Source organism: Kingella negevensis, assembly GCF_030177895.1.
GTDB classification, from domain to species: Bacteria; Pseudomonadota; Gammaproteobacteria; order Burkholderiales; family Neisseriaceae; genus Kingella_C; species Kingella_C negevensis.
In genome coordinates this window covers 1,155,442-1,180,560 of sequence record NZ_CP123448.1, presented here as the reverse complement: position 1 = coordinate 1,180,560, position 25,119 = coordinate 1,155,442, and the positions used below count along the sequence as shown (strand labels likewise).

General features: G+C 44.9%; 14 protein-coding genes, 2 tRNA genes, 3 rRNA genes and 1 pseudogene. 14 read left to right on the top strand and 6 right to left on the bottom strand.

The genetic code is table 11. The features are described 5' to 3' along the window. Window positions 1–7: 7 nt before the first annotated feature. From QEO93_RS06540 to QEO93_RS06525, 4 genes and pseudogenes are all read right to left on the bottom strand, one after another. Window positions 8–1,057, bottom strand: coding sequence for a metallophosphoesterase (locus QEO93_RS06540; RefSeq protein WP_032137699.1), 1,050 nt, complete (start codon window positions 1,055–1,057; stop codon window positions 8–10). Window positions 1,058–1,285: 228 nt separating this feature from the next. Continuing rightward, window positions 1,286–1,516, bottom strand: a complete 231-nt coding sequence (locus QEO93_RS06535) for a hypothetical protein (RefSeq protein WP_157686347.1) — start codon at window positions 1,514–1,516, stop codon at window positions 1,286–1,288. A 33-nt stretch (window positions 1,517–1,549) separates the two neighbouring features. After that, on the bottom strand, window positions 1,550–1,966 hold the full coding sequence (locus QEO93_RS06530) for an ABC transporter substrate-binding protein (protein WP_052368810.1): 417 nt from the start codon (window positions 1,964–1,966) through the stop codon (window positions 1,550–1,552). 43 nt (window positions 1,967–2,009) lie between these two features. Further along, a pseudogene (locus QEO93_RS06525) lies at window positions 2,010–2,675 on the bottom strand (ABC transporter ATP-binding protein). 227 nt (window positions 2,676–2,902) lie between these two features. Here QEO93_RS06525 and mutL point away from each other — a divergent pair. From mutL to QEO93_RS06480, 9 genes are all read left to right on the top strand, one after another. Then, complete coding sequence (mutL, locus tag QEO93_RS06520; RefSeq protein WP_032137700.1) at window positions 2,903–4,786, top strand: DNA mismatch repair endonuclease MutL; 1,884 nt, start codon at window positions 2,903–2,905, stop codon at window positions 4,784–4,786. A gap of 459 nt (window positions 4,787–5,245) precedes the next feature. Beyond that, window positions 5,246–6,786: ribosomal RNA gene (locus QEO93_RS06515) — 16S ribosomal RNA — on the top strand. A gap of 68 nt (window positions 6,787–6,854) precedes the next feature. Then, window positions 6,855–6,931 (top strand) — tRNA-Ile (locus QEO93_RS06510). A gap of 57 nt (window positions 6,932–6,988) precedes the next feature. Further along, a tRNA-Ala gene (locus tag QEO93_RS06505) sits at window positions 6,989–7,064 on the top strand. Window positions 7,065–7,457: 393 nt separating this feature from the next. Continuing rightward, window positions 7,458–10,341 (top strand): 23S ribosomal RNA (locus QEO93_RS06500). Window positions 10,342–10,459: 118 nt separating this feature from the next. After that, a 5S ribosomal RNA gene (gene rrf, locus QEO93_RS06495) occupies window positions 10,460–10,571 on the top strand. The 16S, 23S and 5S rRNA genes sit together here with 2 tRNA genes alongside, the layout of an rRNA operon. A gap of 96 nt (window positions 10,572–10,667) precedes the next feature. Continuing rightward, window positions 10,668–11,093: a ComEA family DNA-binding protein gene (locus QEO93_RS06490; RefSeq protein WP_209434832.1), complete on the top strand. Its 426-nt coding sequence runs from the start codon at window positions 10,668–10,670 to the stop codon at window positions 11,091–11,093. A 158-nt stretch (window positions 11,094–11,251) separates the two neighbouring features. Beyond that, entirely contained in the window at window positions 11,252–14,092 is a 2,841-nt protein-coding gene (uvrA, locus tag QEO93_RS06485; protein WP_032136233.1) for an excinuclease ABC subunit UvrA, read from the top strand. A gap of 46 nt (window positions 14,093–14,138) precedes the next feature. Then, window positions 14,139–14,798 carry a hypothetical protein gene (locus QEO93_RS06480; protein WP_003788290.1) on the top strand — a complete coding sequence of 220 codons (660 nt, stop codon included), beginning with the start codon at window positions 14,139–14,141 and terminating at the stop codon, window positions 14,796–14,798. Between the two features lie 191 nt (window positions 14,799–14,989). Here the strand turns inward: QEO93_RS06480 and QEO93_RS06475 are convergent, their stop codons facing one another. Continuing rightward, window positions 14,990–15,745: an IS5 family transposase gene (locus QEO93_RS06475; protein WP_085815434.1), complete on the bottom strand. Its 756-nt coding sequence runs from the start codon at window positions 15,743–15,745 to the stop codon at window positions 14,990–14,992. Between the two features lie 218 nt (window positions 15,746–15,963). On the opposite strand from QEO93_RS06475, the gene QEO93_RS06470 reads away from it, so the two are divergent. From QEO93_RS06470 to lpxK, 5 genes are all read left to right on the top strand, one after another. Then, window positions 15,964–17,715: a transferrin-binding protein-like solute binding protein gene (locus QEO93_RS06470; RefSeq protein ID WP_085815383.1), complete on the top strand. Its 1,752-nt coding sequence runs from the start codon at window positions 15,964–15,966 to the stop codon at window positions 17,713–17,715. Window positions 17,716–17,810: 95 nt separating this feature from the next. Further along, window positions 17,811–20,558 carry a lactoferrin/transferrin family TonB-dependent receptor gene (locus QEO93_RS06465; protein WP_085815384.1) on the top strand — a complete coding sequence of 916 codons (2,748 nt, stop codon included), beginning with the start codon at window positions 17,811–17,813 and terminating at the stop codon, window positions 20,556–20,558. A gap of 342 nt (window positions 20,559–20,900) precedes the next feature. After that, window positions 20,901–21,605, top strand: a complete 705-nt coding sequence (locus QEO93_RS06460) for an IS1 family transposase (RefSeq protein WP_085815405.1) — start codon at window positions 20,901–20,903, stop codon at window positions 21,603–21,605. 232 nt (window positions 21,606–21,837) lie between these two features. Next, window positions 21,838–22,998, top strand: a complete 1,161-nt coding sequence (argE, locus tag QEO93_RS06455; protein ID WP_032136560.1) for an acetylornithine deacetylase — start codon at window positions 21,838–21,840, stop codon at window positions 22,996–22,998. 81 nt (window positions 22,999–23,079) lie between these two features. Next, a complete protein-coding gene (gene lpxK, locus QEO93_RS06450; RefSeq protein ID WP_032136588.1) occupies window positions 23,080–24,096 on the top strand; it encodes a tetraacyldisaccharide 4'-kinase in 1,017 nt (338 codons plus the stop codon). Window positions 24,097–24,198: 102 nt separating this feature from the next. Here lpxK and QEO93_RS06445 read toward each other — a convergent pair whose 3' ends face one another. Next, complete coding sequence (locus tag QEO93_RS06445; RefSeq protein WP_032136561.1) at window positions 24,199–25,116, bottom strand: SEL1-like repeat protein; 918 nt, start codon at window positions 25,114–25,116, stop codon at window positions 24,199–24,201. Window positions 25,117–25,119 lie beyond the last annotated feature (3 nt).

The following is a 25,119-nucleotide window of genomic DNA, read 5'->3' as shown; positions in this document are numbered from 1 at the left end:
TGCTGACCTACGCGCTAATCGTCTGCGCAGTTTCGCCGTTGTCAAACACGAGTGTTTTTTCGGGAAAACGTAGGGCGGCTAGGCGAAATTCGGATTGGCAAGGGGTGATGTTTTTCTTGCGGTCGCGCCATCGTGCGCCTACGGAAAAATCGACACAGAAGACGTTTTTGCGTGCGCCGTGCCAGTGGTTGCTGGGAACGGTGAAGATGTTTTCTCTGTGTTTGGGTTGGGGGGTGTGATTCCATTGTCGCCAGTAATGCCCGATAACGACGTGTTGGGTGTCGGTGTAGCTGTCCCACCATGGGTTACGCACGGAAAACCGCCAGCGTCCGCCTGCGAAAAAGGGTTCTTGTGCGGTTTGTTCTACGCCGCAAGTGAGGGCGCGAACGGGGTGGCTGCTGCTGCGGTAGATGTCGTGTTGCGCGGTGGCGTGCAGCATGGGCGGTGGGTTGCTGAAACTTTCTAGGCGGTGGGCGTATTGGCGTTGTTCTTCTAAATAGTCATCCCACCATGGGGCGTGTTTGATGCAGCAGTTGAGTTCTTCGTCCCAATCGTGAGCGAGTGTGAGTAAATCGCTGGTGTTGTGGGCTTGTAGTTTGGCGATGGATTTGGGTAGCCATGCGGCGTGGACGATGCGTAAGTCGCTACGCTCTAATACTAGGGGTTGTTGCTTGAGAAAGTTGATGAGTTGTTTTTTTGTGTTTTCAGGCTGCATTTGCCACGGGGCGTAGTTGTGGCTGTCTTTTTCTGCGCGGCAGTTGAAAAACCAGCCTGAACCGTCTTTGGGTTCGTTCATGAGTAGGTTGAGTTCGTGATTGCCGAGCACCATGTAGGCGTTGCCTGCTTGGTGGGCTTGTTTGTACCACTCTAATACGGCTGGTGAATCGGGTCCACGGTCTACTAGGTCGCCGACGAATACGATTTTGCGACCTTGTGGGTGTTTGCCTGTGGGGGTGTAGCCGAGATAATGGAGGAGGTTTTGCAGGGCTTCGAGTTGTCCGTGTACATCGCCAATGATGTCTAATGGGCAGTTGGGTAGCTCTTGGATAAGGGACATGGTTAAGTTTATTAGGTTTTTTGTAAAGATTGTATTATAAAAGATTTCAGGCAGCCTGAAAGATATTTTTCAGGCTGCAATCTAGTCTAAAAAATGCAGCCTGAAAATTCACGCGCGAACCGCCGCCGCCAACAAATCCGCAAATCGTCGCATAGACGGCAATGCGTCATAAGCCCAAGTTGCATCAAGAAAACGATGATTCTCACGGCGTGACATCGGCAAGCGTTGCTACAAAACGCTGTGTTGCAGCGCGTTTTCCAAACCTACGGGATTGGGTTTCACAATAATCAGCAGCGTGTTTTCAGCTAGCTTGGCTAAATCGCCCAACGCAATATTGGCAAAACCCCACGCGTTGCTTTCGCCTGTCCACGCGTTTTGTAAACCGAGTTTGCCTAGCACAACATGAAATAGGCTGATGTTGCCATAAATGCGGACGTGGCGCGTGTCGGCGAATTGCACCACGGCAATCGGGCGATGGGCGTGTGCGGCAAGCTACTGTTTTTGCGCGGCGAACTGTTTTTTTGTGTTGGCAATCAGTTTTTCGGCTTGTGGTTTGGTTTGCGCCCATGTTGTGCCTTGTGCTGTGGCGATTTCTATGTTGTGAACTGGGGCAATCCGCGCAAGTTGCGGTGTGATACTGGCGTAAAATGGCGTTTGCAAAAACATTTCAGGCTGCATGCGGTAGAGATATTCTATGTTTGGCTGCAAACGTAAACCCATGTCGGCAACGGTGTTGGGCTGTTTGGGGTGGGAAACCCAGATGTTGTAGGCGCATTTGTTGCCAAGCATAATGGGCGGATTGCCTAGCGCGGTTAGGGTTTTGGCGACTGTCCAGTCTGATGTGGCAATGCGTGGCGCGGCTTGGGCGAGTAGAGGCGTGAGTAATGGAATAAGCAGGGATTTTTTCATCGTATATTACATATAGATAACTTTTGGGGTTGCGGCACTGCCATCACATCGCCTGAAACGGGGTGCTGCAAATGTGCATATCTACGCTGTAAATTTCGCGCAATACGTCTGCGGTCATGATTTCGTTTGGCGTGCCGACTTTCAGTAAATGCCCTTGGTGCAGTGCAACGAGTTCATCGCAAAATCGGGCAGCTAAATTGATGTCGTGAATGACGATAATCACACCGAGTTTCAGGCTCCGTGAGAGTTCTTTGATGAGCGTCATCACTTCTAGCTGGTGTGCAATGTCTAAAGCGGCGAGCGGTTCGTCTAGCAATAAATATTGGCTTTGCTGTGCTAAACACATGGCTAGCCACACGCGCGAACGTTCGCCACCTGACAGGTTGTCCACAAATTCGTGGCGGAATTTTTCGGTGTGCGTGAGTTCAAAGGCGCGGTCTATGGCTTGTTTGTCGGATTCGCTGCTGTGCCCGAGTAAGCCTGTCCATTCGTATCACCCCATGGCAACGAGTTCTTCTGATGTGAGCGTGGCGGCGGATGGGAGATGTTGTGGTAGATAGGCGAGCAATTTGGCGTATTCGCGTGGGGCATAGTCTTGGACGTTTTTGCCGTTTAATAGGATTTCGCCTGTTGTGGCGTGGTTTTGTCTCACCAATAATTTGAGTAGCGTGGACTTGCCCGAGCCATTATGCCCGATTAAGCCGTACACTTTTTCAGGCTGCAATTCGAGATTGATTGTGTGTAATAGCGTGCGCTCTGGCACGATGAATGTGGTTTTTTGAGTTGGAACACTGTGGTTTTTCTGCGAAAGAAAAAAACGGAACTGTAGCCTAATTTCAGGCTGCTAAAAATAGGAATTGTTTTCAAGTAAAAGTTTTCAGGCTGCCTGAAAAACCTTTAGAATTGCGGCTATACTTTATAGGATTGCTTATTCAAATGTCCCGAATTAACTCGTTACCCAGCCATTTAATCAACCAAATTGCCGCAGGCGAAGTGGTCGAACGTCCAGCCAACGCGCTCAAAGAAATCGTAGAAAACAGCCTAGACGCAGGCGCGACCGCCATTCACATCGAAATCGCAGGCGGCGGCATTAAACTGATTCGCGTAAACGACAACGGCGGCGGCATTCACGCAGACGATTTGCCCCTTGCCTTGTCGCGCCACGCTACCAGCAAAATCAAAGATTTATCTGATTTGGAACACGTCCGCAGCATGGGTTTTCGCGGCGAAGGTTTGGCGAGCATTGCTTCGGTGTCGCGGCTCACATTGACCAGCCGCACCGCCGAGCAAGCCCACGCGCACCAAATTCGCGCCGAAGACGGCACATTAAGCGGCGTTCAGGCAGCTGCGCACCCAGTCGGCACAACGGTGGAAGTGGCGGAATTGTTTTTCAACACGCCAGCGCGGCGCAAATTTTTGAAATCAGAAAACACGGAATACGCGCATTGCGCCACGATGTTGGAGCGTTTGGCGTTGGCGAATCCGCAGATTGAGTTTTCTTTGAAAAACAATGGCAAAAACGTGTTTCATTATCCAGCACAATCGGCGGAACAGCGCGTGGCGAAAATTATGGGTGCGGATTTTCAGGCAGCCTGTTTGCCTGTGGATAGCGGCGAAAATGCCTTGCGTTTGCGCGGTTTTATTTCCAAGCCAACTTTTGCGAAAGGCAAATCGGATTTGCAATTTTGCTTTGTAAACAATCGTTTTGTGCGCGATAAAGTGATGTTGCACGCGGTCAAGCAGGCGTATCGCGATGTGTTGCATAATCAGATTACGCCAGCGTTTGTGCTGTTTTTGGACATTCCACCTGAATGGGTTGATGTGAACGTCCACCCGACCAAGACGGAAATTCGTTTCCGCGACAGTCAGGCGGTGCATCAGTTAATTTTTCATTGTTTAAACAAGGTATTGGCGGATACTCGTGCCGATGTTACCGACAGCGTGAGCAATGTGGGCGAGATTTTGCAGGAGCGAGTTGCCAATCAATCTACCAATACGAAAACGGATTTTTCAGGCAGCCTGAAAACAGATTTTCCTAATCATTATCAAAAAGTTACACCTGTGAGTTATTCGGCGTTTCACGCACCGCAGCAGCGAAGTTTGACTTTGCGCGAACGTCAATCTGCGATAAATACTTACGTGGAGTTGTATCGTGATGATGAATTGAGTGCATTTGAATCTTTCAGGCAGCCTGAAAATACAATTCAAGCTGTTGAGCCTAAAACAGAAACGCCAGAATACCCATTGGGTTTTGCGTTGGCGCAATTATTGGGAATTTACATTTTGGCGCAAACGGCGGACGGTTTGATTTTGGTAGATATGCACGCGGCGGCGGAACGTGTGAATTACGAAAGAATGAAAGCGGCGCGCGTTTCAGGCAGCCTGAAAGCGCAAATATTGTTGATTCCAGTTATTTTTTCTGCTTCACACGAAGAACGAGCCACAGCAGCGGATTTTGCTGAAACATTGCGTGATTATGGTTTGAGTTTGGTAGAAATGGGCGATGGACAGTTGGCGGTGCGTTCTGTGCCACAAATGTTGGGGAAATCAGACGTGGCGGAATTGGCGAAAGATGTTTTGCGTGAATTGGCGGCAGTTGGCAGTTCGCAAACCATTGAATCGCTAGAAAATCAAATTTTGGGGACAATGGCGTGCCATGGTTCGGTACGCGCTGGACGACAACTGACGTTACCTGAAATGAATGCGTTGCTGCGCGATATGGAAGCAACTGAACGCAGCAATCAATGCAATCATGGTCGCCCGACTTGGGTACGTTTGAGTTTGGCGGATTTGGATTCGTTGTTTTTGCGTGGGCAGTAAAACAAAAAGCAGCCTGAAATCTCTTTCAGGCTGCTTTTTGTTTGGGTTAAGAAAGATTTCTTTGGAGAGATATTTAAGTTGCGTATCAGTTTGTATGGATTTATGCAGAAGAAAAGTAAAAAAATATGGAAATAAAATTTCTTAATAAATAATGGGTTGGTATATTTTTGTAGAATTTTTTAAATTTTTTTGCGAATTAGGAGTTGACGATTTAGAGGTAGATGCGTATTATTCGGTTCTTCGCTGCTACGGCAACGAAGAAAAAGAAAAGAAGAACTACTGAATTATAGTGGATTTAGATTTCTGAGACAAGCTCTTTAACAGAACAGATTACCGATAAGTGTGAGTGCCTGATGGTCTCACACTGCGACAAAAACAGACAAGATTGTGATTAACTTTGGTTAGTTACTCTTTGTTGGTTTCTTTGAAGCAGACCAGAAGTTAAGTAAGTTAGAGATTGAACATAAGAGTTTGATCCTGGCTCAGATTGAACGCTGGCGGCATGCTTTACACATGCAAGTCGAACGGCAGCGAGGTAGTGCTTGCACTACTGTCGGCGAGTGGCGAACGGGTGAGTAATATATTGGAACGTACCGAGTAATGGGGGATAACTATCCGAAAGGATAGCTAATACCGCATACGACCTGAGGGTGAAAGTGGGGGATCTTCGGACCTCGCGTTATTCGAGCGGCCAATATCTGATTAGCTAGTTGGTGGGGTAAAGGCCCACCAAGGCGACGATCAGTAGCGGGTCTTAGAGGATGATCCGCCACACTGGGACTGAGACACGGCCCAGACTCCTACGGGAGGCAGCAGTGGGGAATTTTGGACAATGGGCGAAAGCCTGATCCAGCCATGCCGCGTGTCTGAAGAAGGCCTTCGGGTTGTAAAGGACTTTTGTTAGGGAAGAAAAGGTTGATGCTAATATCATTAACTGATGACGGTACCTAAAGAATAAGCACCGGCTAACTACGTGCCAGCAGCCGCGGTAATACGTAGGGTGCGAGCGTTAATCGGAATTACTGGGCGTAAAGCGAGCGCAGACGGTTAGTTAAGCAAGATGTGAAATCCCCGAGCTCAACTTGGGAACTGCGTTTTGAACTGGCTAGCTAGAGTGTGTCAGAGGGGGGTAGAATTCCACGTGTAGCAGTGAAATGCGTAGAGATGTGGAGGAATACCGATGGCGAAGGCAGCCCCCTGGGATAACACTGACGTTCATGCTCGAAAGCGTGGGTAGCAAACAGGATTAGATACCCTGGTAGTCCACGCCCTAAACGATGTCAATTAGCTGTTGGGCAACTTGATTGCTTAGTAGCGTAGCTAACGCGTGAAATTGACCGCCTGGGGAGTACGGTCGCAAGATTAAAACTCAAAGGAATTGACGGGGACCCGCACAAGCGGTGGATGATGTGGATTAATTCGATGCAACGCGAAGAACCTTACCTGGTCTTGACATGTACGGAATCTCCCAGAGACGGGAGAGTGCCTTCGGGAACCGTAACACAGGTGCTGCATGGCTGTCGTCAGCTCGTGTCGTGAGATGTTGGGTTAAGTCCCGCAACGAGCGCAACCCTTGTCATTAGTTGCCATCATTAAGTTGGGCACTCTAATGAGACTGCCGGTGACAAACCGGAGGAAGGTGGGGATGACGTCAAGTCCTCATGGCCCTTATGACCAGGGCTTCACACGTCATACAATGGTCGGTACAGAGGGTAGCCAAGCCGCGAGGTGGAGCCAATCCCAGAAAACCGATCGTAGTCCGGATTGCACTCTGCAACTCGAGTGCATGAAGTCGGAATCGCTAGTAATCGCAGGTCAGCATACTGCGGTGAATACGTTCCCGGGTCTTGTACACACCGCCCGTCACACCATGGGAGCGGGGGATACCAGAAGTAGGTAGGATAACCGTAAGGGGTCCGCTTACCACGGTATGCTTCGTGACTGGGGTGAAGTCGTAACAAGGTAGCCGTAGGGGAACCTGCGGCTGGATCACCTCCTTTCTAGAGAAAAGAAGAGGCGATTAGGTACTCACACTTATCGGTAAGCTGAAATAAAGATGCGACACATAGGGTTTGTAGCTCAGGTGGTTAGAGCACACGCTTGATAAGCGTGGGGTCGTAGGTTCAAGTCCTACCAGACCCACCAAGAGAATAAACTGAGTTAAATTAGAAGAAAAAGAAATCAATTTAATAGGTAAATACTGGGGGCATAGCTCAGTTGGTAGAGCACCTGCTTTGCAAGCAGGGGGTCATCGGTTCGATCCCGTTTGCCTCCACCAAGATTAAATAAAATGAAAAATTAGATTGCAAATTAAAGCAAGTTTAGATAAACTGGCGAGCTTACTTTAATTTGCGATATATTTTTATAAGCGAAAGCTGAGAAGAAGTATAATTAAACGCATCGATCTTTAACAAATTGGAAAGCCGAAATCAACAAACAAAGACAATGTTGTCGATTTGGTTTGGGATGCTGATGCAACAGTATTTCAGGCAGCCTGTAAAGGCAACAAATCGAATGACAAAATTTGGGTGATGATTGTATCAACTAACCTTGAATTCAAAAGGCAAGGTTAGTACACAACAAGCAGTAAGCTTTATCAAAGTAGAGAATCTAAGTTAGTCATGTAGTCAACGCACTGATTAACAAAGTCAGAAGGTTCTTCAAATGATAGAGTCAAGTGAATAAGTGCATCAGGTGGATGCCTTGGCGATGATAGGCGAAGAAGGACGTGTAAGCCTGCGAAAAGCACGGAGAAGCTGGCAAAAAAGCAATGATACCGTGATATCCGAATGGGGAAACCCACTGAGTAATCAGTATCCTAGTCTGAATACATAGGGCTAGAGAAGCGAACCTGGAGAACTGAACCATCTAAGTACCCAGAGGAAAAGAAATCAACCGAGATTCCGCAAGTAGTGGCGAGCGAACGCGGAAAAGCCTGTATATGATAGTTGTTGAGATAGAAGAAGGAATTGGAAACTTCCGCCATAGTGGGTGATAGCCCCGTATTTGAAATCTCAATGATGGTACTAAGTATACAAAAAGTAGGGCGGGACACGTGAAATCCTGTCTGAATATGGGGGGACCATCCTCCAAGGCTAAATACTCATCATCGACCGATAGTGAACCAGTACCGTGAGGGAAAGGCGAAAAGAACCCCGGGAGGGGAGTGAAATAGAACCTGAAACCTGATGCATACATACAGTGGGAGCATCTTTGTGGTGTGACTGCGTACCTTTTGTATAATGGGTCAACGACTTACATTCAGTAGCGAGCTTAACCGAGTAGGGGAGGCGTAGGGAAACCGAGTCTTAATAGGGCGACTAGTTGCTGGGTGTAGACCCGAAACCGAGTGATCTATCCATGGCCAGGATGAAGGTGCCGTAACAGGTACTGGAGGTCCGAACCCACGCATGTTGCAAAATGCGGGGATGAGCTGTGGATAGGGGTGAAAGGCTAAACAAACTCGGAGATAGCTGGTTCTCCCCGAAAACTATTTAGGTAGTGCCTCGAGATATGAGACTGATGGGGGTAAAGCACTGTTATGGCTAGGGGGTTATTGCAACTTACCAACCCATGGCAAACTAAGAATACCATCAAGTTGCTCCTCGGGAGACAGACATCGGGTGCTAACGTCCGGTGTCAAGAGGGAAACAACCCAGACCGCCAGCTAAGGTCCCAAATGATAGATTAAGTGGTAAACGAAGTGGGAAGGCACAGACAGCCAGGATGTTGGCTTAGAAGCAGCCATCATTTAAAGAAAGCGTAATAGCTCACTGGTCGAGTCTTCCTGCGCGGAAGATGTAACGGGGCTCAAATCTATAACCGAAGCTGCGGATGCGGTAATGCATGGTAGGGGAGCATTCTGTAAGCCTGCGAAGGTGACTTGTAAAGGTTGCTGGAGGTATCAGAAGTGCGAATGTTGACATGAGTAGCGATAAAGCGGGTGAAAAGCCCGCTCGCCGAAAGCCCAAGGTTTCCTACGCAACGTTCATCGGCGTAGGGTGAGTCGGTCCCTAAGGCAAGGCAGAGATGCGTAGTCGATGGGAAACAGGTTAATATTCCTGTACTTGATTCAAATGCGATGTGGGGACGGAGAAGGTTATGCTATCAATCTGTTGGATTAGATTGTTTAAGCAGGTAGGTAGAGGAAGTAGGTAAATCCGCTTCTTTAATACCGAGATGTGATGACGAGTGTCTACGGACATGAAGTAGTAAATACCACGCTTCCAGGAAAAGCCACTAAGCTTCAGTTTGAATTGAACCGTACCGCAAACCGACACAGGTGGGCAGGATGAGAATTCTAAGGCGCTTGAGAGAACTCGGGAGAAGGAACTCGGCAAATTGATACCGTAACTTCGGGAGAAGGTATGCCCTCTAAGGTGAAGGATTTACTCCGTAAGCCCCTGAGGGTCGCAGAGAATCGGTGGCTGCGACTGTTTATTAAAAACACAGCACTCTGCTAACACGAAAGTGGACGTATAGAGTGTGACGCCTGCCCGGTGCTGGAAGGTTAATTGAAGATGTGCAAGCATCGGATCGAAGCCCCAGTAAACGGCGGCCGTAACTATAACGGTCCTAAGGTAGCGAAATTCCTTGTCGGGTAAGTTCCGACCCGCACGAATGGCGTAACGATGGCCACACTGTCTCCTCCCGAGACTCAGCGAAGTTGAAATGGTTGTGAAGATGCAATCTCCCCGCTGCTAGACGGAAAGACCCCGTGAACCTTTACTGTAGCTTTGCATTGGACTTTGAAGTCACTTGTGTAGGATAGGTGGGAGGCTTTGAAGCAGAGACGCTAGTCTCTGTGGAGCCGTCCTTGAAATACCACCCTGGTGACTTTGAGGTTCTAACCCAGACCCGTTATCCGGGTCGGGGACCGTGCATGGTAGGCAGTTTGACTGGGGCGGTCTCCTCCCAAAGAGTAACGGAGGAGTTCGAAGGTTACCTAGGTCCGGTCGGAAATCGGACTGATAGTGCAATGGCAAAAGGTAGCTTAACTGCGAGACCGACAAGTCGAGCAGGTGCGAAAGCAGGACATAGTGATCCGGTGGTTCTGAATGGAAGGGCCATCGCTCAACGGATAAAAGGTACTCCGGGGATAACAGGCTGATTCCGCCCAAGAGTCCATATCGACGGCGGAGTTTGGCACCTCGATGTCGGCTCATCACATCCTGGGGCTGTAGTCGGTCCCAAGGGTATGGCTGTTCGCCATTTAAAGTGGTACGTGAGCTGGGTTTAAAACGTCGTGAGACAGTTTGGTCCCTATCTGCAGTGGGCGTTGGAAGTTTGAAGGGGGCTGCTCCTAGTACGAGAGGACCGGAGTGGACGAACCTCTGGTGTACCGGTTGTTTCGCCAGAAGCATAGCCGGGTAGCTAAGTTCGGAAGAGATAAGCGCTGAAAGCATCTAAGCGCGAAACTCGCCCAAAGATGAGACTTCCCTTGCGGTTTAACCGCACTAAAGAGTCGTTCTAGACCAGGACGTTGATAGGTTAGGTGTGGAAGAGTGGTAACACTTGAAGCTAACTAATACTAATTGCTCGTGAGGCTTGACTCTATCATTTGAAGAACTTTAAAATAAAACCTTTTAAAGTATCAAATATAAAGCTTACTGATAAATACAGTTCATCACCTAATAGTTGATTAAATAACGGCTTACCAATTTACAGTTTTTGTTTGGCGACCATAGCGGTTTGGTCCCACTCCTTCCCATTTCGAACAGGACAGTGAAACAAACCAGCGCCGATGATAGTATAGTCCCTATGCGAAAGTAGGTCATCGCCAAACTATTTATTCTAAACCCTCTGCTAGAGTTATCTAACGGAGAGTTTTTTTATAAAACAAGTTTATAACACACATTTTAAAGAAAGGATAAAAATTAGCATGAGTTTGTCTAAAGCATTAATTGCATTATGTCTATCAACAGTTATTGGGTTGTCTGCCTGTGGAGAACAAAAAACTAATACAGCTAATAGCAATACAGCTGCCGGTTTGATGAATACAGAAACAGCTAGTGCTAGCGATACTAAAGTAATTTCTAAAAAGAAATCTAAAAAATCAACTGAAGCACCTGCATACACAGGCGAACCAGTAGATATAAACTCAGCAACAGCAGAAGAATTGGTTATTGCTCTTAAAGGTACAGGCGTTGGTGAAGCTAAAGTTAAAAAAATTATTGAATACAGAGAAGAACATAATGGCTTCAAAAGCGTTGATGAACTGAGCGCAGTTAAAGGCATTGGTGAAAAAACAGTAGAAAAATTGCGTAATAGAGTGAAAATTGGTGCAGGCACACCACTTAAAAAATAACATACATAAAGCCGACTTATCTCATGGTAAGTCGGCTTTATTGTGTCTATTATCCCCCAACTGTTAGAATACAAAATTCTTATTCAATTTTCAGGCTGCATCCAATATAAGAGTAACGCGGCCTGAAAACCAAAACCATTCCAATTAAGGTAGCAAAAATGTCCAACAATCAAAACAACGACTTCATTCGTATTCGTGGCGCATGCACCCACAATCTTAAAAACATTGACCTAGACATTCCCCGACACCAACTCGTTGTGATTACAGGGCTTTCAGGCAGCGGCAAATCTTCGCTGGCGTTTGATACACTGTACGCCGAAGGACAACGTCGTTATGTGGAAAGCCTGTCCGCCTACGCGCGTCAATTTTTGCAAATGATGAATAAACCCGATGTGGATTTGATTGAAGGCTTGTCGCCAGCCATTTCCATTGAGCAAAAATCCACGTCCCACAATCCGCGTTCCACAGTCGGCACGGTTACGGAAATCCATGATTATTTGCGCCTTTTGTATGCGCGTGTCGGCACGCCGTATTGCCCCGAACACCATCAACCACTCGCCAGTCAAACCGTTTCGCAAATGGTTGATGCCGTGTGCAGGCTGCCTGAAGACACGCGCGTGATGATTTTAGCCCCTGCGGTGGTTAATCGCAAAGGCGAATTTGTTGATTTATTTACGGATTTACAAGCACAAGGTTTTGCGCGTGTGCGTGTGGACGGCGAAATTTACGCCATTGAAGACGTACCGAAATTGGAAAAAAACATCAAACACAATATTGATGTTGTGATTGACCGCGTGAAAGTGCGCGATGATATTCAACAGCGATTGGCGGAAAGTTTTGAAACCGCGTTGCGACACGGCGATGAACGCGCATTGGCGTTGGAAATGGATTCGGGCGTAGAACATTGGTTTTCCGCACGTTTTGCCTGTCCTGTTTGCTCGTACAGCTTGCCCGAACTTGAACCGCGTTTATTCAGTTTTAACAATCCATTAGGCTCGTGCCAAACTTGCGATGGCTTGGGCAGCACCGATTTTTTTGACGCAGAACGAGTAGTCGCACACCCCGAATTATCGCTTTCGGGTGGCGCGATTGACGGTTGGGACAAACGCAATCAATTTTATTTCCAAATGATTCAATCGCTTGCCAAACATTACGGTTTTGACGTGGAAACCCCTTGGGAAATGCTGCCTGAAAAAATCCAAAAAATCATTTTGAATGGTTCAGGAAAAGAAATTATTCCATTCAAATACTTATCCGAAAAAGGCGGCACATTTGAACGTGAACACGCATTTGAAGGCATTATGCCAAATTTGGAACGCCGTTATCGCGAAACTGACAGCGAAACCGTGCGCGACAAATTGCGCGAATACCAAAGCCACCGCGCCTGTCCGAGCTGCGGCGGTGCGCGTTTGCGTAAAGAAGCGCGACACGTTTTAGTCGGCGGACAAGCCTTGCACGATATTTCCACATTGCCATTAAATCAAACACTTGCGTTTTTTGAAAACCTGCAATTAGACGGCAACAAAGCCCAAATTGCCGAAAAAATCCTAAAAGAAATCATGGAACGCTTGGGCTTTTTGATTAACGTGGGTTTGGATTATTTGAATTTGAGCCGTTCCGCCGAAACGCTGTCGGGCGGTGAAGCCCAACGCATTCGCCTAGCCAGCCAAATCGGTTCGGGCTTGACAGGCGTGATGTACGTTTTGGACGAGCCGTCAATCGGTTTGCACCAACGCGACAACGATAGATTATTGATGACATTGAAAAGATTGCGCGATTTGGGTAACAGCGTGATTGTGGTGGAACACGATGAAGACGCAATCCGCCACGCCGATTTTGTCGTGGATATGGGCGTGGGTGCGGGCGAACACGGCGGCAGCGTGATTGTTTCAGGCAGCCCCGAAATCGTAGCGAAAAACGAAAATTCTTTGACTGGACAATATTTAAGCGGTAAACAATCTATTCCTGTGCCATCTGAAAGAACGCCTGTCAATCCCGACCGAATGCTCGTTCTGAAAGGCGCAAGCGGCAATAATTTGAAAAATGTAACGCTAGAATTGCCTTTGGGCTTAATCACTTGCGTAACAGGCGTTTCAGGCAGCGGCAAATCCACGCTGATTAACGACACGCTTGCCAAAATCGCCCACCGCGAGCTTAACCGCGCCCACGAAGAGCCAGCCCCCTACGACAGCATTCACGGCTTGGGACATTTGGACAAAGTGATTACCGTAGACCAATCGCCCATCGGCAGAACACCGCGTTCCAATCCAGCCACTTACACAGGCTTATTCACGCCCATCCGCGAATTATTCGCAGGCGTGCCATTGTCGCGTGAACGCGGTTACAGCGTGGGGCGATTCTCGTTCAACGTCAAAGGCGGACGCTGCGAAGCGTGTCAAGGCGACGGCGTGATTAAAGTAGAAATGCACTTTCTCCCCGATGTGTACGTCCCTTGCGAAGTCTGCCACGGCAAACGCTACAACCGCGAAACGCTAGAAGTGCAATACAAAGGCAAAAACATTCACGAAGTTTTGGCGATGACGGTAGAAGAAGCCTTTGAATTTTTTGAAAATGTGCCGACCATTTCCCGAAAATTGCAAACGCTGCAAGACGTGGGATTGGGCTATATCCGCTTGGGGCAATCCGCGACCACGTTATCGGGTGGCGAAGCGCAACGTGTGAAACTCGCCCTAGAATTATCCAAACGCGACACAGGACGCACGCTGTATATTTTGGACGAACCGACCACAGGTTTGCATTTCGCCGACATCGCCCTGCTGCTGCAAGTCATAGGCCGTCTGAAAGGCAAAGGCAACTCGATAGTGATTATCGAGCATAATCTGGATGTGATTAAAACTGCGGATTGGATTGTGGATTTGGGGCCGGAAGGCGGTGATGGCGGTGGGAGGATTATTGCGGAAGGTAGCCCTGAACAGGTGGCGAAGGTTAAGGGGAGTTATACTGGGAAGTATTTGAAGGTTTTTTTTGAATTCAATTAGTAATTGAATAATCAATGCTTGTTAAATTTGATTGGAAAGAAATATTATGAAAAATCATATTATTGGTTTGATTGTGGGGATACTAACAACAGTAGCTGCAACTTTTATTATAAGCTGGATTAATTCTGGCAATATAAAATATGAATACTCTTTTAATAACTACGATAGACTAGCTTCCATTTTATCCATCAATATTGAAAATAATTCATCACAAATAGAAAAAGATATTCATATAATTATTCCTGGTTTTTTTCTTCCTACAAAAGAAGATCAAGAGAATATTAAAATGAAATCTTCTTTTTCTAACACATCAATGATGATTATTGATAAAAAAATTGAAATTACTATTCCTAATTTGAGACAAAAAGAAAAAGGAGAGATACAACTACTCTTTTTAGGTGGTGCTCCATTTTCTGATTATTCACTGGATAATGAATTGCTTGTAACATCAGAAAATACTATTGCGACGAGAAAAAACTATTTATTTACCGACAAAAATTTTGATAATACGGTTTTTTTATTAATAATGACTATTTTAGCAACATTCATAGTTTTACTGTTAATAGCTTTTATTTCTGATTATTTAACGCCATACGAAAGTAAGAAAAACTCTCTCGTCGAAAACTTGAATAATCTAATGAAAAATAATAAAGAAAATAAAATGGTATCTTTTATTTCAATAGATGATGAACACAAGCAATCGTAGCTAGCAAGCCGTAGCCAGCATACCTAACTCACCGCGTGCGTGGCTGCGCCACACACCCTACCGTTGAATCACTCGGAACTTAAAAACCAACGTGTAGGGTGTGTGCGGTACGCACGCACACGGTTGCTTGATTAACGATTTGCCGTTTCAACTTTTAACTTCGTTGAAGCTAGGGGTTAATGACATTTTAGCTATAATTTCAACCAAATCAAAGCACAAGCTAATGACACGGTACTTTCATAATTACGTTTTAATTTATCGTACCGTGTTGCCAGCGCACGAAAATGCTTTAATCGTGCAAAAGCGTTTTCTACCAAGTGCCTGATTTTATATAAATACCAATCTGTGTCCACATTAAGATGCTCTCTACTTTTCTTATATGGAATATTGGCTTTACTTTGTTTAGAATGAATTAACCGACGAAAAGTATCACTGTCAAAACCCCTATCAGCACACACGGTTTCATTATCACTTAAGTCCAATTGTGCCAATAAATCAGGCGCAACAACAATCTCATTTACATTACCAGCTGTAATCATAAATTCAATTGGATTACCACAAGCATCAACCGCTAAATGAATTTTAGACGTATGACCTCCGATACTCTTACCGACAGCTTGATGCACAATGGATTTTTTACCCATGCCGTGTTGATGAACACGGATATGACTACCGTCCATAAAGACCCATTCCATATCGGGTGTATCTGCCAAATGTTTAAATAATTTGGTAAAAATACCGCGTTTAGACCAGCGATTGAAACTTTGGTAAAGGCTGTTTGCTTTACCAAAATAACTAGGTATATCAGCCCATTGGCAGCCTGTACGTAAGCGAAACAGGATACCTTCTACTGTTTTGCGTAAATTTTTCTTGCGATAAATGCCAAGCTGTTTCAAAATAGGCAACAGTCTTGACCATGTTTCATTTGTAAGCGTGTTTCGGGACATGGCAAAGGTTTAGGATGGTTGTGTGGAAACAATATCTTAAATCCTTTGCCTCTTTTTTTGAATTGTCAATAGCCCCTAGTTATCTAGGACAGTCCTTTTTTTGAATGAAATGTCCACACGACCTAGTTACTTGCAAGAAAATTAATTTGCATAAAAATACAATAATTAATAAAATAATAAAAATCATTTTTATTTATTTTCAAATATGGAGAGTTGAAATGAGAAATTTTGTAAAAAAAGGTATATGTATTTTTACGCCAGCATTATTGTTGTCTGCTTGCGGTGGAGGTGGCAGTTTTAATTTAGATATGGTTGAATCAGCCAAGCCACAACCTAATCAACCTAAACCTGAACTTAAACCTGAACCCAAATATCAGGACGAAGCAACGAAAAAACGTAAAACGGAAGACTTAAATGCTATGCAAGAACCAGAGTTGGGTTTTGCCATGCAAATCAAACGCCGCAATAATTACCCACAAAACAAAGAAGAGCATGTGCCATTATTAGCAAAAGATATTATTAAGTTGAAAGATGAGGATAAGCTGAATACTTTAATAAAAGAGGTGCAAGATAAAAAAGGTGAAGAGATACACTCTTTTGATTTTTCAGATGGCAAAAGTCGTGCTACAGGCTATACTGATTTCAAATATGTACGTTTAGGCTATTTCTTTAAAAATGCTGTCAAAGAATTCGATCGTGATAATAAAATCTATAAAAATGGTCCTTTTGGCTATATTTTTTACAAAGGTATCAACCCATCGCAATCGTTGCCAGCTACTGGAACGGCTGAATACAAAGGCACATGGGCTTATATGACCGATGCAAAAAATGGACAGCAATTTCTTGGTATTGGATCAGGTACTGCAGCGAATCAGCACAGTGCATTGTCCCACAACGAAGAGGGAGTGCTATATAACCAAAATGAGGCGAAAAAAGGGCAAACTGATTTTGGGTTAACCAGCGAATTTACAGTCGATTTTGCCAATAAAACAATGAAAGGGCAACTATACCGCAACAATAGGATTAACGATAATACAGCAAACATTCCACAAACTAAACGTTATGATTTAAGTGCAACGTTGCATGGCAATCGTTTCCGCGGTAAGGCTATCGCAACAGACAAGTCTGCATCAGACCACCCCTTTACTGCTGATTCTGATAGCATGGAAGGAGGATTTTATGGCGATTCTGGAGAAGAGTTGGCTGGTAAATTCTTGTCAGACGATAAAAAAGTCTTTGCGGTATTTGGTGCAAAACAAAAAGATGGCACAACAAATACCAACGTACAAGCTATTTTAGATTCTTACAAAATTGATAAAAATGGCTCAAATTTTACCCAATCCAAACTGGTTAATTTTGGCAATATCAAAAAGCTCATTGTTGATGGTATTGAAATACCTCTAGATGGTAATCACGTTGAAAAAAATGGATTTAAAGCCACTGTTTGTTGTGATAATTTAGAATACATCAAATTTGGTACATTTGGAAAAACAGAAGAAAACAGTATGTTCCTTTCGGGTGAACGTACGCCATTATCTGACATACCCGTTGAAGACAAAGAAGCACTATATCGCGGTAGCTGGTTCGGTCATATTGTGAACGGTACAAGTTGGACTACTGATACAAATATGGCAAATAATCAGGCTGAATTCAAAGTCAATTTTGGCAAAAAAACCTTGACAGGTGAACTGAAAGCAAAAGATCGTATGCAGCCCGTATTTACGATTAATGCAACTATTGAAGGAAATGGCTTTTCTGGAATGGCAAAAACCGCTGACCAAGGTTTTACTCTTGATCCCAAAAACCAACTGAATTCCCAAAATACAAAAATTCATGCGCCTGTTAATGGCGGATTTTATGGTAACAACGCTAGTGAGTTGGGAGGCTCGTTCCATGGCAATTCATTAACAGGTGAATCGGGCGCAGTATCTGCTGTGTTTGGTGCTAAACGCCAACAACTTGTCAAATAATCAAGTTTGATAAAAAGATTATTGGGAAAATTAGCCAAATAAAATATTTTCAGGCAGCGATGCATGCTGCCTGAAAAATTGAGGAAAATTTAATAATGAATCAAAAAACAGTATTTCGTTTAAATATTATCTGTCTGTCACTTTTAAGCACGGCTGTGCAAGCAGAGACCACAACTCAATCAACAGAAACATTAAGTCAGAATTTGGAAAATATTAAGGTTACCACCAAAAAACAAAAACATCGTAGAGAAAATGAAGTAACTGGTTTGGGTAAACTGGTCAAAACAGCAGAAAGTATCAGTAAGGAACAAGTATTGGGTATACGTGACCTAACTCGTTACGACCCTGGTATTACTGTTGTTGAGCAAGGACGTGGTGCAAGTTCAGGCTATTCTGTACGTGGAATGGATAGAAATCGTGTTGCACTTGTTGTAGACGGGTTACCACAAGCGCAGTCCTATATTGTGCAAGCTCCTATGTCAACTAATAAATTTGCAGGCAGCGGTGCAATTAACGAAATTGAATATGAAAACGTCAAATCAATTGAAATCAGTAAGGGATCCAATTCCAGCGAATACGGCAGTGGTGCGCTAGCAGGGTCAGTCGCGTTTCAAACTAAACAGGCGGCAGACATCATTCCCGAAGGTAAATCATGGGGCTTGCAGACTAAAAATGCCTATGCAAGCAAGAATAGTTCATTGACCCATTCCATTGCCTTTGCTGGACGAAGCGACAATGGCTTGGAAGGATTATTGATTTTTACAGACAGACAAGGTCATGAAATCAAAGGACATAAAGATGCAGCTAGAGGTGTACAAAGTTACAGCCGCTATCAAGCAACTACTGAAAATAGTAATGGCTATTTTGTTATGGCAGATGAATGTGTAGGCGGTTATGACGTATGTAAGATGAATCCCAAACCACCTGTAAAAGAAGAAATTGTACGTGAAACTGTATCAGTCCAAGACTACACAGGCCCGAATCGTTTCCTTGCTGATCCATTAAATTATGGTAGTCACTCGTGGCTATTTCGCCCAGGCTATCACTTTAATAATCGCCACTATATAGGCGCCACTGTTGAACATACCGAACAGAAATTTGATATGCGCGATATGAGTATTCCCTCCTATCTCGTGCCAGATAGCAAAAAAATACTCAGAAAACGCACAGGGTATTTAGGTACTAATCCTGCAGCCGCTTTGAGCGATACAGAAGGATTAGACCCAAATGGCGGTTATGGTATCCGTTATGCAACAGGTGTCTTCCATGATGAAAGACATACAAAAGTTCGTTTTGGACCAGAATACATTTATGAGAACCCTGATAAAAATACACTGTTTGACTATGTTCGTCTTTCCTACGACCGTCAGAATATTCGTCTAAAAAGCCATATGCAACTGGTGCATTGCTCAGAATGGCCGTATGTAGATAAAAACTGTCGTCCATCAACAGATAAACCTTTATCTGCTTATAAATCTGACAGCCATAGTTACGTTGAAACACACAATGTTTTTCAGGCAGCATTTAAAAAAACATTTGAATTAGCGGGGAGTAAACACAAAATTAACGGCAATATTGGTTATGATCACTTCAAATCGGACTTGCAACATGATGACTATTACTACTTGCAAGCCTTGCTGATTGATCCAAAGGAGAAGTTTAACCCCGATCTACCTCGACCATTAAGTAAGGCAGATATACTCATTTCCAACAAACGCAATGGGCGGAAAGATTTCCCCTATTATTTAACATCAGGTAAAACTATTGTTAGCCGAAGTGATCAATGTAATTACAGAGGTAACTCTGAAAACTATTCAGATTGCTCTGGCAGAGTCATCAAAGGAAGTAGCTACTACTTTGCTTTGCAAGATAACATGCGCTTAGGCAAACATCTTGATTTAGGTATAGGGGTGCGATATGACTATCGCAAAACACATTCAACAGTAAATGGCACAAATACAGGACAACACAAAAAATGGTCGTGGAATGTTGGTGTCGTCGTCAAACCAACAAATTGGTTGGATTTATCTTATCGCATTTCAACAGGTTTCCGTTTACCTTCGTTCTCGGAAATGTACGGTTGGCGTTATGGACACCCTAGCGTATTAAAGACTGAACTTAAACCAGAACAATCGCGTAACCGTGAAGCTGGCATCACTCTAAAAGGTAGTTTTGGCCATTTAGAAGCCAGTTATTTTAATAATGATTACCGCGATCTCATCACATTTGGCTGTCAAATTGGTAAGAACAAAATTTGTGGAGATTATGGTTATCTAAACGGTCAAAATGCTCGGTTAGGTGGTGTTAATGTATTGGGTAAAGTTTATTGGAATGGAGTATGGGACAAACTACCAGATGGTCTTTATACAACCGTTGCATACAATAAAGTGAAAGTGAAAAATGCTTCTGTCAAACACAATATTGCATTATCCACGTCACCACTATTTGATGCACTTCAACCATCTCGTTATGTGATTGGAATCGGATACGATCAGCCAGATGGACAATGGGGGGTAAACTTAATGCAAACCTATTCACAAGCAAAATCAAATAATGAATTACTGGGTAGCAAGCAACTTGCAGAAACCAGCATTGCTCAACAAGCTGCTAAAAAAAGAACTCGTTCATGGAAAACAACAGATGTGTCGGCCTATTACAACATCAAAAAATTCCTAACATTGAGGGCTGGAGTCTACAATCTCTTTAACTATCGTTATACAACTTGGGAATCTGTTAGACAAACAGCAAGCGATGCAGTCAATCAGCACCGTAATGTTGGCGTATATAACCGATATGCTGCACCAGGACGCAACTATACTGTAACACTAGAAATGAAGTTCTGAATTATTCTATTAACGTCCCTCCCAAAAGGGAGGGAATTCCTCAGACCTGACAAGTTTTAAATTAAAAGTATAATGCACGAAGTTTAAACAGCCAAATAGACAACACCATGCACTCACTAGACGAATATTTCGATAGGTGCATTCCTTGCTAATAATATTGATGAATTAAAACAATATCTTGCATGGGATAGAGATAATACACCCAGTTACGAACACCCAGTTACGAAAAAATCCGCACATTGCTCATTGATTTGGATAGTAACCTATTGGGTGGTGTCCTGAAAAGTGTGCTGTAAAAAATAAGCAATAAAAAAGCAGCGAGAACAGAGTATTATTGAATGTGTGAAAATACAAATAACTCTGAAATGTCCTCGCTGCCAAGGACAAAATATAAAGAAAAATGGCTACTCTGGCAATCGTAAACAAAAGTATTTTTGTAAAGATTGCTGCCGTAATTTTATTGGCGACCATAACCTTACCTATAAGGGTTGTCATTCCAAAGCTGATGAACAGGTTTGGAGAATGACCGTTAGAGGTTGTGGCATTCGCGATATTGCAGCAATTACGGGTTACAGCAAAGACAAAGTTCAGGCTGCCTTAAAACGCCATGAGTTTGAGCCATTTCCTAAACAAAAACATTACTCTACACTTGAAATAGACGAGTTTTGGACATTTGTCGGTAACAAGTCTAATAAAGTGTGGCTAGTCTATGCCTATCACAGAGAAAGTGGCGAAATTGTCGCTTACGTTTGGGGTAAGCGCGATTTAGCAACAGCGCGAGCACTCAAACGGCGTTTGAAAGAGTTGCGTGTAACCTATGACAGAATTGCGACCGACGACTGGGCTGCATTTTTAAATGTCTTTTCAAATGAAGAATGGCATCTAGTTGGTAAGCAACACACAGTTGGCATTGAGGGTAATAACTGTCGTTTACGGCACAAAGTAAGGCGAGCGTTTAGAAAAACGTGTTGCTTTTCTAAAAGTATGTTTTATCACAAGAAAGTTTTTGATTTAGCTTTCTTTGATATTCATTTTGGCATTGTTTAGTTTTACAGCACACTTTTCAGGACACCACCAATTTTTGATAATCACAAGTTTTATTTGAAATGTGTCAGCGAGCCGCCGACGTTCCATTGCAAAAATTTTGTCGCACATTAAAAAGTAGCCTGAAAAAAAGACGAGTTTCGCACTCGTCTTTTTTATCGCCCAAAACTTAACGCGCCTTGCCCATTTCGTCTTTAATCATTCCCATTATTCTATTTTACTTCAAGGAGATACCATGTCCCAAAATCTAAACGCCCAACAATGGCTAACCAAACTGGTTTCTTTTGACACAACCAGCCGTCATTCCAATTTGGCGTTAATTGAGTGCGTGCAAACCTATTTCTCACAATTGGGTTTAACTTGCTGGGTCGATAAAAACGCAACGGGCGACAAGGCAAATTTGTTTGCGACATTGCCCGCGTCCAACGGCGAAACGCAAGGCGGATTAGTGTTATCAGGGCATACTGATGTTGTGCCTGTAGACGGGCAAGATTGGGCGACCAATCCCTTTGAATTAACAGAACAAAACGGCAAATTATACGGGCGTGGCGCGAGCGATATGAAAGGCTTTATTGCATCCGTGCTGGCGTTGCTGCCTGAATGGGTGGTGCAAGAACGCAAAAAGCCCATTCATTTGGCGTTATCTTATGATGAAGAAGTGGGCTGCATTGGCATGCCGTTGATGATTGAAGAGTGGCAAAAGCGCGGTCAAAAAGTGGATGGCTGCATTGTGGGCGAACCAACAAGCATGCGCGTGGTGGTGGCGCACAAGGGAATCAGCGTGTATCAGTGCAAAGTACACGGTAAAGCAGCGCATTCTTCGCTCACGCCGCAGGGGTGCAACGCGATTGAATACGCTGCGCGGTTGATTTGCCGCATTCGTGATATTGCGGACGCATTTCGTGCGAAAGGTCCATTTGACGGGCTTTACGATGTGCCTTACACAACGATGACGACCAATCTCATTCAAGGTGGAATTGCGGTGAACGTGGTTCCTGAAGATTGCCAATTTCAGTATGAGTTCCGCAATTTACCTGGTGTGCCTGCGGCAGAAATTCAGCAAGAAATTGAAGCGTATATCCACAATGAACTGCTGCCAGCCATGCGCAAAGAATATTCAGAAGCGGCGGTTGAATTGATAACACGTGCGTTTGTGCCGAGTTTAGAAGCGTCTGAACAAGCGGCGATTACCCTGCTTGCGTGTGCGTTGCGCCGTGATAATGAAATCAGAAAAGTGTCTTACGCGACTGAAGCAGGGCTGTTTGAACGCGCTGGCGTGCCGACAATTGTTTGCGGACCAGGTAGCATTGAGCAGGCGCATAAAGCGAATGAATTTATTGAAATTGCCCAGTTGGACGAATGTCAGCAATTTTTGCGTAAGTTAATTGCAGCCTGAAATTGCTATAATTCCCTATTTTTCAGGCTGCTTTTAGACAAAATGCAGCCTGAAAATCCATTCATTACACAGCCTGAAAACATGAAATCTCTACACCAAATCATCGAAAACCACTGGCAAAATCCCAACCCCATTTTGCGCCTATTCCTGCGCCCCTTGTCCAAACTATTTGCCCATATCACCGCCAAACGTCGCGCCAATTTTCTTTCAGGCAGCCTGAAAACGCAGAAACTACCCGTTCCTGTGGTGATTGTCGGCAATATTCACGCAGGCGGTACAGGCAAAACGCCGATAACCGCCGCGCTGGTGTCGTCGCTGCAAAAACGCGGCGTGAAAGTAGGCGTGATTAGCCGCGGCTACGGCAGAGCGTCGCAAGCCATTCATGTTTTAACGGATAACAGTCACGCAGCAGATGCAGGCGATGAACCGCTTATGCTGTTCCGACAAACTCACGTGCCGACTGCTGTTGGTGTAAACCGTTACGAAGTGGGTAGGGCGTTGTTGGCGCAAAATCCTGATTTGCAAATGATTGTGGCAGATGATGGCTTGCAGCATTACCGCTTGGCGCGTGATGTGGAAATTTGCGTGTTTCCAGCCGCCGATATGGGGCGCGATAATTTGGACGTGCTGCCAAACGGCGGATTGCGTGAACCTGTTTCCCGTTTAGAAACCGTGGATTGCGTGGTGTTCAGCAATGGCATGACTGAACAAAAAACCGTTTTCAGGCTGCCTGAAAATGTGTTTTACAGCCAAACGCAAATTGCTGCGCCGTATCGGTTTAATTGTCCGCAAGAAACCTTGTTGGCAAGCAGCCTGAAAACAGGGGAAACGTGCGTGGCGGTGGCTGGGATTGCTCGTCCGCAGCGGTTTTTTGATTCGTTGGGGGAACTGGGTTTCAGGCTGCAAAATACGGTGGTTTTGCCCGACCATGCGGCGATAAATGTGGCGGATTTGCCAGTGGCGGATTATGTTTTTATCACGGAAAAAGATGCGGTAAAGCTGCCTGAAAATGTGCCTGAGAATGTGTGGGTGCTGCCGATTCGGGCGGAGATTGAGCCTGACTTGGGGGATTGGGTATTGTGGAAGTTGGGGATATAAAAATGCAGCCTGAAAAGTGATTTTCAGGCTGCAAAATCGTTCAAAAATGGTGGGATAAATCCCACCTTACGAGGTTTCGCAAAAGTTTCAGGCTGCTTTTGTTTATTTCGGCACGGTCATTTTCATCATCAAAGTGAAAAACAATAAACCAATCAAAAACATTGCGCCATATTTTGCAGGTTTATACCACACAGGTTCTTCATCTTCAGGCTGCGGCAAAAGCGGCACGTTTTCAGGCAGAAAAGTAACATCGCCACCGCCCATCAATTGCGCCGTTTGGTTTTTGGAGAATTGCAATTCCAGCCAGTTTTCCACACTTTGAAATTGCTTGGCTGGCGGATTAGCTGGCAGTTCGCCCAACACAGTTAAGCCTTTCAAGCGTTTTTCTGCGGTGGGACTGCCTTGTTTTTGCGCCATTTCCAAACGCTGACGCGCGGCAAATTTCACCATAGCAGGCGCAGCGTAATAGCGGCGGCAACTTTGTTCTATTTTGTCGGGCGCAATATTGCCTTGTTGCACGTGCCATTTTTCTGCAGCAGCCTGAACATCGGTTTCCAATAATTCACACGCGGCTAAAGGCGAGGCAATCAGCAATTCCGCCCAAAATCGCGTGGCGCGCCAATCGCCTTTTTGCGCGGCATAACGCACATAGCTGGCGGTTTTTTGCAGCGATTGCGGCGCGTGCAAACCTTTGGCGTGCAAATACGCCAAATACAAAACGGCGGTGGTGTTGCCTTGTTTAGCGGTTTGCATTAAGTATGCCAGCAATTTTTGGCTTTGCTCTGGTGTGAGATTGCTTCTGTGAATGGCATTGGCAACATTGGGTAACGCGGCTTGACCCAGTTGCGCGGCAAATTCTGGGTTTTGCCATTCTTTGAGCAACTCCGAAAAATCAGCCAACCGCAATCGGGCGTATTTTTGCACCACTTCGCTGTAACTGGTGGTATTTTTGGATACCAGTTGTGTCATGCAATCAATGATTTGGGTTTCATTTGGGACACGTTCAATAGGGGTTTGCATGGT